At 74.5% G+C, this 10,649-nt stretch carries 10 protein-coding genes; 9 read left to right on the top strand and 1 reads right to left on the bottom strand.

Features of this window, described 5'->3' with window-relative positions; translation table 11 throughout:
• Positions 1–190: 190 nt before the first annotated feature.
• From K7I03_RS06770 to fabG, 6 genes are read left to right on the top strand one after another with little or no spacing between them, the layout of a single operon-like run.
• Entirely contained in the window at positions 191–1,012 is an 822-nt protein-coding gene (locus K7I03_RS06770; RefSeq protein ID WP_185944061.1) for a beta-ketoacyl synthase N-terminal-like domain-containing protein, read from the top strand.
• The gene (locus K7I03_RS06765; protein ID WP_185944062.1) at positions 1,009–2,220 is read left to right on the top strand and encodes a beta-ketoacyl-[acyl-carrier-protein] synthase family protein; all 1,212 of its coding nucleotides are present in this window, start codon (positions 1,009–1,011) and stop codon (positions 2,218–2,220) included. Before K7I03_RS06770 ends, K7I03_RS06765 begins: the two co-directional genes overlap by 4 nt.
• A complete protein-coding gene (locus K7I03_RS06760; protein WP_185944063.1) occupies positions 2,217–3,212 on the top strand; it encodes a beta-ketoacyl synthase N-terminal-like domain-containing protein in 996 nt (331 codons plus the stop codon). The genes K7I03_RS06765 and K7I03_RS06760 overlap by 4 nt, the downstream gene beginning before the upstream one ends.
• A gap of 22 nt (positions 3,213–3,234) precedes the next feature.
• Positions 3,235–4,038: an SDR family oxidoreductase gene (locus K7I03_RS06755; protein WP_185944064.1), complete on the top strand. Its 804-nt coding sequence runs from the start codon at positions 3,235–3,237 to the stop codon at positions 4,036–4,038.
• Positions 4,039–4,064: 26 nt separating this feature from the next.
• Positions 4,065–4,334, top strand: a complete 270-nt coding sequence (locus K7I03_RS06750; protein ID WP_224346927.1) for an acyl carrier protein — start codon at positions 4,065–4,067, stop codon at positions 4,332–4,334.
• Complete coding sequence (gene fabG / locus K7I03_RS06745; RefSeq protein ID WP_185944066.1) at positions 4,334–5,080, top strand: 3-oxoacyl-ACP reductase FabG; 747 nt, start codon at positions 4,334–4,336, stop codon at positions 5,078–5,080. The genes K7I03_RS06750 and fabG overlap by 1 nt, the downstream gene beginning before the upstream one ends.
• A gap of 312 nt (positions 5,081–5,392) precedes the next feature.
• On the opposite strand, the gene K7I03_RS06740 is transcribed toward fabG, so the two are convergent.
• A complete protein-coding gene (locus K7I03_RS06740) occupies positions 5,393–6,007 on the bottom strand; it encodes a helix-turn-helix domain-containing protein (RefSeq protein ID WP_398856698.1) in 615 nt (204 codons plus the stop codon).
• A 98-nt stretch (positions 6,008–6,105) separates the two neighbouring features.
• On the opposite strand from K7I03_RS06740, the gene K7I03_RS06735 reads away from it, so the two are divergent.
• The 3 genes from K7I03_RS06735 to K7I03_RS06725 all read left to right on the top strand — a co-directional run bounded on the left by K7I03_RS06735 (position 6,106) and on the right by K7I03_RS06725 (position 10,581).
• Positions 6,106–7,578 (top strand): MFS transporter, encoded by a 1,473-nt coding sequence (locus K7I03_RS06735; RefSeq protein WP_224346926.1) that lies wholly within the window; start codon positions 6,106–6,108, stop codon positions 7,576–7,578.
• 109 nt (positions 7,579–7,687) lie between these two features.
• A complete protein-coding gene (locus K7I03_RS06730) occupies positions 7,688–8,683 on the top strand; it encodes a hypothetical protein (RefSeq protein ID WP_185944068.1) in 996 nt (331 codons plus the stop codon).
• Between the two features lie 371 nt (positions 8,684–9,054).
• Positions 9,055–10,581, top strand: a complete 1,527-nt coding sequence (locus tag K7I03_RS06725; RefSeq protein ID WP_185944069.1) for an alkaline phosphatase D family protein — start codon at positions 9,055–9,057, stop codon at positions 10,579–10,581.
• The last annotated feature ends 68 nt before the right edge of the window (positions 10,582–10,649 follow it).

Below are 10,649 nucleotides of genomic sequence, written 5' to 3'. Positions count from 1 at the left end.
GGCGACCGCGCCGACCGGCCACCCGGCGAGTGCGTCGGCCGAGGGTCCGGCATGCGCGCCCGCCGGGCGTCCGGCACCCGCACCCGCGCCGACGCCGGCGCCCGCAGCGACCGGACACCCGGCGCCCCCGCCGGCGAAGCACACCGCGCCGCCGCCTGACCACACGCCCTGCCCACCCACCGAGCGCGGCATGCGGCACAAGGACCGCTCGTCACGACACGCCCTCCGCGTGGCCCGGCGCGCGCTCGGCGACGCCGGGCTGCTGGGTGCGCCGGAGCTCGATGGTGCGGCGGTCGTCGTATCCAGCAACTACGGCAACCTGGAGGCGGTCTGCGACTGCGCCACCGCGATCGCCACCGGCCGCAGCAGGGACATCAGCCCCATGCGCGTCCCGCAGTTGTCGAGCGCCGTCGCGGCGGCCTGGGTCGCGATCGACCACGGTATCCGCGGCCCCAACCTGACGCTGTGCAACGGCGCTTCGGGCGGACTTGACGCCGTGGCCGCGGCGCGGTACCTGATCGCGGCGGGCCGGGCCACGGCCGTCCTCGTCATCGGGGTGGAACCGGACGCCCCACCTGTGGCCAGGCTGCACAAGGAGGCCGGCGGCGGAACGTGGTTCGACGGCGCCGTGGCCGTGGTCGTCGAGCCGCTGCGCGAGGCGGAGCGGCGCGGTGCGCGGATCCGCGCGGAGGTAGCCGGCTACGGCAGGGCGGACGACGAGCGGACGGCCGTCCGGACCGCCGTCCGTACAGCGGGGGCCACGATGATCCGCCGGCGCCTGGACGGCGAGCCGACCGCGCGGTTCGGCCGCTGCTCGGGAGCGCTGGGCGTGGTGCAGTGTGCGATGGCCGTCGAGCTGCTGGAGCCGCTGGAGAGCGGTTCACGGGACCAGCCGTACGACGACGAGGCGGTGCTCGCCGTCGCGGGCGCCGGGACGGGGGAGAGCGACGGGACGTCCGTCGCGGCCCTGGTCCTCGCGCCTCACCGGACTCCACGCGGGGGGCACCCGTGAGCACACCCGGCGGCGGCGACCGCCGCGTCCTCGTCACCGGCCTCGGCGCGATCTGCTGCCTGGGCGTCGGCCCCGCCGCGTACTGGAACGGCCTCCTCACGGGCGGCGGCGAGCCGGCCGAGGTCCCGCTGCCGCACCTCGACATGCGGGCGACGAAGATGTACCTGGCCGACCGGTCGTGGATCCCCGCCGAACCGTCAAGCCACGCCGGGGTGGAGCTGGGCAGCAGCCCGCGCATGGCGGTCGCCGCGGCCGAACAGGCGCTCACCGACGCCGGTGTGGGGGACGGGGCGCGCGCCGCCGTCCCCGTGGTGCTCGGCGCGGAACTGGGCAACGCGGACCTTCACGAACGGATGCGCGACGCGGGACGGACGGCGTGGACGCCGCTGACGCCCGCCGCCGCCGTCGTGGCGGCGGCGACCGGCTCGCGGGCCGCCCCGATCAGCGTGGGGAACGCCTGCTCGGCCAGCGGTTACGCGCTCACGATCGCGCTGGACATGATCCGCGCGGGGGAGGCGGACACGGTCCTGGCCGGCGGGGCCGAGGGGGTCACCCGCGCCGGGATGGGCGCGTTCGACCGACTGGGGGCCGCGGATCCGGTGCGCTGCCGGCCGTTCGACCGGAACCGTGCCGGGACGATGTTCGGCGACGGCGCGGCCATGGTCGTCCTGGAGGCGGCCGAGCACGCCCGCCGCCGTGGCGCCGCCCCCTACGCCGAACTGGCCGGCGCGGCCTGGAGCTGCGACGCGTACCACCCGACGGCCCCCGACCCGTCGGGGGACCAGGTCCTCCGCGCCATGACCGGCGCGCTGGCCGACGCGGGGCTGGGCGGCGCGGACGTGGGCTGCGTCATCCCCCACGGGACGGGGACGCCGCTCAACGACGTGGTCGAAAGCCGGGCGCTGCACCGGATGTTCGGCGCGCGGACGCGCGAGCTGCCCCTGTTCTCCCTCAAGGCGATGATCGGGCACACGACCGGCGCGGCGGGCGCGTTCGCCTGCCTCACGGCGGCGCTCATGCTGCGCCACCGGACCGTTCCGGCGAACACCCCGGTCGACCAGGATCCGGAGTGCGACGTCCGGCTGCCACAGGAGGGGCCGGTGGGGCTGGAGATGCCGGCGGTCCTGGTCAATACGTACGCGTTCGGCGGCAACAACGCGTCCCTGGTCGTCACAGGAGTGTCCGGCGGACGGGCGGAGGGGCGGTGAGCGCCGGGGAACTGGCCGTCGTCGGCATGGGGATCGTGGCGCCGGGCGTCACCGGCCCCGATGACGCGTCGGCACCGGCCCGGGAAGCGGCCCCGGGCTGGTTCCGGGCGGATGTCGCGCTCCCCGGGCGGGGCTACCGGCGACTGCCGGACGCCTGCAAGTACCTCCTCGCCGCGTCGCGGCTGGCGGTCCGCGACGCCGGGGACCGGTTCGCGGAGACCGCGCCGGACGACCGAGGCGCGACGGTGGCCATGAACCACGCCGGCGCCGCGCTGCTGGAGGAGCTGGACGGTGTGATCACGCGGGAGGGCGCCGCGGAACTGCCGCCGTCCGCGGCGCCGTTCATCGCGATGAGCTCGTTCGCCGGCCGGCTGTCGATCGAACACGGCATCACCGGCTTCAGCCTCACCCTCAACTCCCCGGTGACCGCGGGTCTGGAGGCGCTGGCGGTGGCGGCCCGCGCGGTCGCGGCGGGCCGGGCCCGGACGGTGCTCGTCGGGGCGGTGGAGGAGGCGCTGTCGCCTTCCCAGGCGGCCGGCGGCGGGTGGGAGGCGGGCGCGGCGGTCCTGCAGTGCGAGCCCGCGACGGAGGGACCGGGCGGCGGACCTTACGGTACGTGCCGGGCGCGGGGCGGGTTCCTGCGCCCGGACGCGGGGGCGGGCGACGCGGCCGCCACGTTCGCCCGGTTGACGGGCGACGACCCGCCGGCCCGGGTGGAGGCCGTACTGGACGACTCCGCCGTGGGAACGGCCGCCGCCCGGTGGCTGGACCGCATGGCGGCGGGCGGCTGTGAGGTGGCCGTCGTCCCGGCCGACGCGCAGGCCGGCTGCCTGACTCCGCTGCGGCGCGTCATGGGCCTCCTGGCCCGGGAGCACCCGGCTCCCGCCCGGTGCGCGGTGCTGGCGGCGTCCGCCCTGGGCTCGCTCGCCTGGGCCGAGGTGCGCGTCGCGCCGCGCGGAACGCCCGCGACCGGCCATCGCGGCACCGATTGAACCGATCACAGGGAGGAAGCCGATGTACGTCCCCCTCAAGGGAGCCTGGGCCCTGGTCTTCGGCGTGTCCAGCGGCATCGGCCGGCAGACCGCGCGCGCCCTGGCCGAAGCGGGCTGCAACGTCATCGGCGTGCACTTCGACCTGGCCGACGGGCGCGAGAGCGCGGAGCGCGACGCTCGGGAACTGGCCGGACTCGGCGTCGAGGCACACTTCTTCAACCGCAACATCGCGGCGAAGGAGGCCCGCGCGGAGCTCGTCCCCGCCGTCCGCGACCTGACGTCCGGCACCGGGCTCCGGGTCGTCCTGCACTCGGTCGCGTACGGAACACTGACCTCCCTCCTCCCGGGGCAGGGGGGCGACGGGAGCCCGGGCGTCACGCCGAAGCAACTGACGATGACAGTCGAGGTCATGGGGCACAGCCTCGTCTACTGGATTCAGGACCTGGTGAAGGCGGCGCTGCTGCCCCGCGGGGCGAAGGTGTTCGCCATGACCAGCGCCGGCGGGTCGCGGGTGCTCGGCGGATACGCGCCCGTGTCGGCGGCGAAGTCGGTGCTGGAGGCCCACGTCCGCCACCTGGCGGTGGAACTCGCCCCGCACGGCGTGGCGGTGAACGCGATCCGGGCCGGCACCACCGTCACACCGGCGCTGCGGAGGATTCCCGGCAGCGAGCGACTGATCGCCCGGTGCCGCGACATCAACCCGGGCGGCCGGCTGACGCGCCCGGAGGACGTGGCCGACGCGATCGTCACCCTCTCCGCCACCGACTCCTCATGGCTCACCGGAAACGTCATCGGCGTCGACGGCGGAGAGGCACTCGTCGTCTGAACCGCCATCACAAGGAGGGCTGCACTGTGTCGGACGTATCGGAAAACCGGACCGCAGGCGTCGACCTCGAAGAACTGCGCGCGCTGATAGCGGAGGAACTGGAGCTTCCGATCGCGGAAGTGACCGACGAGGCCGACCTGAAGGCCGACCTCGCCATGGACTCCCTCACGGCGATGGAGGTAGCCGTACAGCTGGAAAAGAAGTACCGGATAAAAATCGAAGAGGACGAGATCCCCTCGCTCACTTCCCTGACGACGATCCACCGGCTCCTGTCCGCAAAGGTCGAGGCGGCCTGATGCCCGGCCGCGAACGCCCCGTCGCCGTCGTCACCGGCGGTTCGCGCGGTATCGGCCGGGCGGTGGTGCTGCGCCTGGCCGCCGACGGCTTCGACGTGGCCTTCTGCTACCTGTCCAGCCCGGGCAAGGCGGAGGAGGTCGCGGCCGAGGCCCGGCGGTACGGCGCCCGGGTGCTGGCCCGCAGGACCGACGTCTCGGTCGCGGGCCAGGCCGAAGACCTGGTCGCCGAAACGGAGTCCGAACTCGGCCCGCTGGCGGCGGCGGTGGCCAACGCGGGCGTCGTCCGCGACGGTCCGTTCGCCCGGATGACCGAAGACGAATGGCAGACGGTCCTCCGCACCAACCTCGACGGCACCTACCACCTCTGCCGCGCCGCCGCCCGCTCACTCATGCGCCACGACCACGGAACCATCGTCACCGTCTCGTCGGTGGCGGGCGTCCACGGCAGCGTCGGCCAGGCGAACTACGCGGCGTCGAAGGCGGGAATCATCGGATTCACGAAGTCGATCGCGAAGGAACTGGGCCGCTTCGGAGTGCGGGCCAACTGCGTGGCGCCGGGAATGATAGCGACGGATATGACGGACGGCCTGGCGGAGCGGAAACGCGACGAACACCTCAAGGCGATCCCGCTCCGGCGGGCGGGGACGCCGGAGGAGGTGGCCGATCTGGTGTCCTTCCTCGTGTCCGACCGGTCGGCTTACGTCACGGGGCAGGTGGTGGGGATCGACGGCGGGCTGGTGTGCTGACCATCCCCTCCCGGGTACCGCCACGGCTTGCCGGCGGTCCGGCACGGCCGGGAGCCTGGGCCGTTGAGGCTGGGCGCCACCTTGCTCACCCCCGCCCGCACGGGGACCACCGAGCTGATCCTGTTCATCGGTCCTCACCTGACGGACCACCCCCGCCCGCGCGGGGACCACTCGCTAAGCGCCGGTCGCTCCGTAAGGAGTGGAGGACCACCCCCGCCCGCGCGGGGACCACCCTTCGCCACCTGCGCCTTCACAGCGGCCAGACAGCGATCCCATGCACCACACCACGTACCGTCCACGCACGGTACCAACTCACGAATCCACCGCCCCCTCACCCCCCGTCCGTACCACCGCCTGATCCCCCCGCGGCCCGAACAGGTGCAGGATCTCGACCGCCTCCGTCCCCGCCGGCCCGAACCAGTGCGGCTCGCTGGTGTCGAATTCCGTTGCCTCGCCCACCCGGAGGGTGAATTCGCGCTCGCCCAGAATGACGCGCAGCTCGCCCGCGAGGACGTAGAGCCACTCGTACCCCACATGCGTGACGAGCTTCGGCTCGCGCGGTGCGAGTACCTGTTTGAAGACCTGGACGCGCCCCGGGTACTGGGTGAGCGGGACGAGGACGCTGCCGGGCTTCCGTAGGTGCGGACGCAGGTGAACGCGTGGGTCGCCGGTGGCCGGCGGGGCGATCAGCTGGTCCAGGGTGACGCGGTGCGTCCGCGCGAGCGGTATGAGCAGGTCGAGCGTGGGGCGCCGTTTGCCCGATTCGAGGCGGGACAACGTACTCAGGGAGACGCCGGTCTCGTCGGCGAGCGCTTCCAGGGTCAGGCCGCGGTCGCGCCGCAGCGCCCGTAGTCGCGGACCGATGGCCGCGAGGGTCTCGGCGAGTCCGGTGTCCGTGTCGGTGTCCGTCGCGTCAGTGGGGCGCATGGAGTCCATTTTGCGGTCTCCGCAAAGGTGCTGGTCCCGGGCCGGTGCCCGCTCCGACCATGGTCCGGCAGACGAAACCGGACAGAAGGTGGGCTCAGGTGACCACGACGACTCCTCCCGTACAACCGGACCAGCCGGGGCGGCCGGCTCGGCCCGCTCCCTCCACCCCGACCCCGCTCGGCCCCCGCCGCCGATGGACGATCCTCGCCATCTGCGCGTTCAGCATGTTCCTCGTCGGCCTGGACACCACGATCGTCAACGTGGGCCTGCCCGAGATCGGCCGCGGTCTCGGCGTGGACACCCGCGGCCTGGAGTGGGTCGTGGACGCGTACACCGTGGTCCTGGCCAGCCTCCTCATCGCGTCCGGGGCGCTCGCGGACCGCTTCGGCCGCCGCCGCGTCTTCCGGACCGGGCTGAGCGTCTTCGGCGCCGCGTCCCTCGCCTGCGCGTGCGCCCCGACGCCCGGTCTGCTCGTCGCCGCCCGGGCGGTCCAGGGCGTCGGGGCGTCGATGCTGAGCCCGGTCGCCCTGGCGATCGTGGTGAACGCGATGCCCGATCCGCGCGAGCGGGCCCGGGCGATCGGCGTCTGGGGCGCGGTCTTCGGGCTCAGCATGGCGGCGGGGCCGGTCACCGGCGGCGGGCTCATCGCCGCGTTCGGCTGGCGGGCGGTGTTCTGGATCAACGCGCCGGTGATCGTCGCGGCGCTGGTGCTGGTCGCGGTGTTCGTGCCGGAGTCCCACGGCCAGCGCGCCCGACGGGTCGACGTGCCCGGACAACTCCTCCTCACCGTCGCGCTGTTCCTGTCGGTCGGCCTCCTGATCGAGGGGCCGCGCGTCGGCTGGGCCTCGCCCTGGGCCGTGGCCGGGTACGCGGCGGTCGCCGCGACGGCGTCCGCGTTCGTCCTCGTCGAGCGCCGACAGCGCGAACCCCTTATGGACCTGGGCCTCTTCCGGCGACCACCGTTCGCCACGGCCGTGCTCGGCGCGGTGGCGGTGTTCACCGCGCTGAACGTGACGCTGCTGCTCAACACCCTCTACCTCCAGCACACCCGCGGCTGGTCGCCGCTCGCGACGGGCGCGGCGACGCTGCCCATGGCGCTCGGGGCCATCGTCTGCGCGCCGTGGTCCGGCACCCTGGTGGCGCGCCTCGGGCCCCGGCGTCCGCTCCTCGCGGCGGGCGGACTCCTCGCCGCGGGCGGCCTGTGCCTGACCGGTCTCGGCCTGCTGACCGGCCCCGGCCGGGAGACGAGCGTCCCGCCGCTCCTCCTCGCCTACCTGCTGATCGGCGCCGGATTCGGCTTCGCCAACGCGCCGATCACCAACACCGCCGTCAGCGGCCTCCCGCCGGCACGGGCGGGCGTGGCCGGGGCGATCACCTCCACGGCGCGGCAGGTCGGTTCGTCGGTGGGCATCGCGGTGGCGGGCGGCCTGGTCGCGGACGCCGCCCCGGCCCGGCTGGCCGACGCCGCGCGTCCCGGCTGGGTGCTCGTGACGGCGTGCGGCCTCTTCCTCCTCGTCGTGGCCCGGGCGTCCCGGACGCCGTCGCGGGCGCCGTCACGGCCGGCCGGCTGAACCGCGCCTGCCGCCCGCCCGCAGCCGCTAACCTGGCAGGTCCGCCGCAACCTGGCAGGCCCGCCGCCACCACGCCGGGACGCCGCCCACCACGCCGGGAGCGCCGCACATGATCCGACGCCGTCACGGGAACACGTTCGTCTGCTGCGACCTGTGCCCCGGGCGCCCCGTCCTCCCCACCCCGAACGACGACGTCAACCCGGCCAAGTGCATCCGCTGCCAGGGCGATTACCGCTGGCTGCCGGTACCGCACCCGGAGGACCACCTGTGCGACGTCTGCCGACGGGAGTGCCCGGACTGCCAGGCACCCTCTCCGACGGGCGGCCGGTGCCTGACCTGCCAGGGCAAGTGCCGCACCTGCCAAGGGCCGTTGCCGGAGCGCGACGTCACCGTCCACGTGGTGGAGCCGGGCGCGCGCAAGGACCGCAAACGCCGCTGGCGCCGCCACTTCTACCCGCACACCGCCGCCCGCGACCGCTGCGACCGCTGCCTGGAGCAGGCCGGTTCCCGCGACCCGCTGCGGGTGGTCCTGGCGGCCGTCCCGGACCGGCTCCTGCGCGCCTGCGGCGGCGCCTACCCACCGGAGGCGATGCGGACGATCTGGGCGCAACTGGACCACCGCACGCCGCGCCAACTCGCCGAGCGCGTCGAACGCCGCTGGTGGACCGGCTGGTCGAACCGTCCCCTGCGGCGCGACGCCGACGAGCGGCGGGAGGGCTACGGACCCGACGACGTCGTCCTGTGGCTCCTGGCCCCCGCCGACTGCCACGCCGACTGCGAGGACGGCTTCCACCCGGACGACCCGGACCGCCCCTGCCCCGCCTGCCGCGGCCACGCGCCCCTCCCCGGCCCGTCCGTCACCCGCGAGGAGCCCGACGGGGAACCGCCCCGCACGGCGGACCGCAACCCGGCCGAGGCCGTCGCCCACCGCCCGCCCATGACCGAGTGCACCGGCAGGGACGGCGCCTGCGGCGTCCCCGTCGCCGCCCCCTACCACCAGTGCCCCGCCTGCCTCGACTGGCCCACCTGCCCCTGCGGCTACCGCCGCTACGACCCGACCCGCGCCACGGCGTGCCCCGCCTGCTCGTCCGACCCCGCAAGCTGAACTCCGACAGCGGGATGGTCACATCGGCTCAGTCCCATGTGCCCCCGCCGGCGCGTCGACCCGCCGCGCCAGGCCGAAGTCGGCCTCGGTGATCCGGTGTCGAGCCGATCCGGCATCGTGCGCTTGTGACGGAGAACCGCACATGATCCCAGCGGAGACCGACGTCCGCATGAGGGGCCCGGATCCGGAAGCCGCGGCCGTGCCGAGTGCGTCAACCGGCCGGCCCCGACCGCCGCCTTGACGGAAGGCCGTGAAGCCCCGGCCCCACCCCGCGGCTTGACCTCCCCAACCCCCGCACGACGGGATCCCACCCCCCGCTTCCGGCGGTACTCTCGTCCCGTCGGGCTCCGTTACGTGAGGGAGTGGAGCGCATGACGCGCGAGATGCGGCGGCGGTCGGACAGGGAGTTGAGCGGGCGGGAGGTGGGCGAGGATCCGTTCACCCTCGGGGTCGCCTCCGGTGATCCGCTTCCGGACGGGGTCGTGCTCTGGACGAGGCTGGCGCCGCGGCCGTTGGAGGCGGACGGCGGGTTACCCCCGGAGTGCCGGATTCCGGTGGAGTGGACGGTCGCGGCGGACGAGGAGCTGCGGGATGTCGTCCGGCACGGGGTCGCGGCCGCCGACGGCGCGGACGCGCACAGTGTGCACGTCGAGGTGGACGGGCTGGAGCCGGGGCGGACGTACTGGTACCGCTTCCGCTGCGGGCCGTGGGGCAGCCCGGTGGGGCGGACGCGGACGGCGCCCGCGCCCGGGGCCGGCGTCCACCAGGTGAGGGTGGGACTGGCCTCCTGCCAGCAGTACGACGAGGGGTACTACACGGCCCTCGCGCACCTCGCGCGGGAGGACGACCTGGACGCCGTTCTCTTCGTCGGTGACTACATCTATGAGAACGAGATCAACGCCCAGGCCGGGGCCCGCGGTTACACCGGGGCGCAGCGGCTCCCGGAGGCGTTCAACCACTGGCTGACCACCCTCGACGGCTACCGGCTGCGCTACGCGCTCGGCAAGACCGACGCGGACCTTCAGGCCGCGCACGCCGCGCACCCCTGGATCGTCACCTGGGACGACCACGAGGTCGAGAACAACTACGCCGGCGCCGTCTCCCAGGACAACCTCCCCGCCGACGAGTTCCTGCGCCGCCGCGCCGCCGCCTACCGCGCGTACTGGGAGCACATGCCGCTGCGCGAGGCCCAGCGCCCCTGCGGTCCGGACGCGCTGCTGTACCGGCGGTTCGGGTACGGGGACCTGGTCCGGTTCGACGTCCTCGACACCCGGCAGTACCGGTCCGACCAGGCGTACGGGGACGGCTGGAAGTACCCCGGGCCCGAGTCCGAGGACCCGGCGCGCACGCTCACCGGGGCCGAGCAGGAGGCGTGGCTGCTGGACGGTTTCCGGGAGTCGTCCGCGCTCTGGAACGTCGTCGTCCAGCAGGTGGCCTTCTGTCAGCGGAAGGGGAACGCCGGGCGGGCCAAGGTCTCGATGGATGCCTGGGACGGGTACCCGGCCTCGCGCCACCGGATCCTCCAGGGCGCGCGGGACGCGGGCGTCGCCAACCTCGTCGTCCTCTCCGGTGACGTCCACGTGCACTACGCGATGGACATCAAGGAGGACTTCGACGACCCCGCCTCCGCCACCCTGGGCGTCGAGATCGTCGGCACGTCCGTGTCCAGCGGGTTCGACGGGGTCGAGCGGCCGGACGACTGGGAGAACGTGATGCGGGTCAATCCGCACATCAAGTACTACGCGGAGCGCCGGGGTTACGTGGTCGTCACCTTCACCCCGGGCGGCGTCCGGGCCGACTACCGCGTCCTGCCGTACGCCACGCGGCCGGGGGCGCCCGTCGGCACCGACGCGAGCTTCGTGTCCCGGGCGGGGCGGCCCGGGTTCGTCCCCGCGTAGGAGGGGAGGGCCGGGGGCGTCGGTCCGCCCCACCCCGGCGGCTTCACGACCACCGCACTGTGCAAATA

This window comes from Streptomyces mobaraensis (genome assembly GCF_020099395.1).
In the GTDB taxonomy this organism is placed as follows: Bacteria; Actinomycetota; Actinomycetes; order Streptomycetales; family Streptomycetaceae; genus Streptomyces.
The sequence above is the reverse complement of the archived record's forward strand: the minus strand, read 5'-3'. Positions and strand labels throughout refer to the sequence as shown.

What these genes read in the sequence shown, in the direction of transcription:
- K7I03_RS06770 (WP_185944061.1), top strand. Translation starts at nt 191, where the DNA reads ATGCGGCACAAGGACCGCTCGTCACGACACGCCCTCCGCGTGGCCCGG.
- K7I03_RS06730 (WP_185944068.1), top strand. Translation starts at nt 7,688, where the DNA reads ATGATCCGACGCCGTCACGGGAACACGTTCGTCTGCTGCGACCTGTGC.
- fabG (WP_185944066.1), top strand. Translation starts at nt 4,334, where the DNA reads ATGCCCGGCCGCGAACGCCCCGTCGCCGTCGTCACCGGCGGTTCGCGC.
- K7I03_RS06725 (WP_185944069.1), top strand. Translation starts at nt 9,055, where the DNA reads ATGACGCGCGAGATGCGGCGGCGGTCGGACAGGGAGTTGAGCGGGCGG.
- K7I03_RS06740 (WP_398856698.1), bottom strand. Translation starts at nt 6,007, where the DNA reads ATGCGCCCCACTGACGCGACGGACACCGACACGGACACCGGACTCGCC.
- K7I03_RS06755 (WP_185944064.1), top strand. Translation starts at nt 3,235, where the DNA reads ATGTACGTCCCCCTCAAGGGAGCCTGGGCCCTGGTCTTCGGCGTGTCC.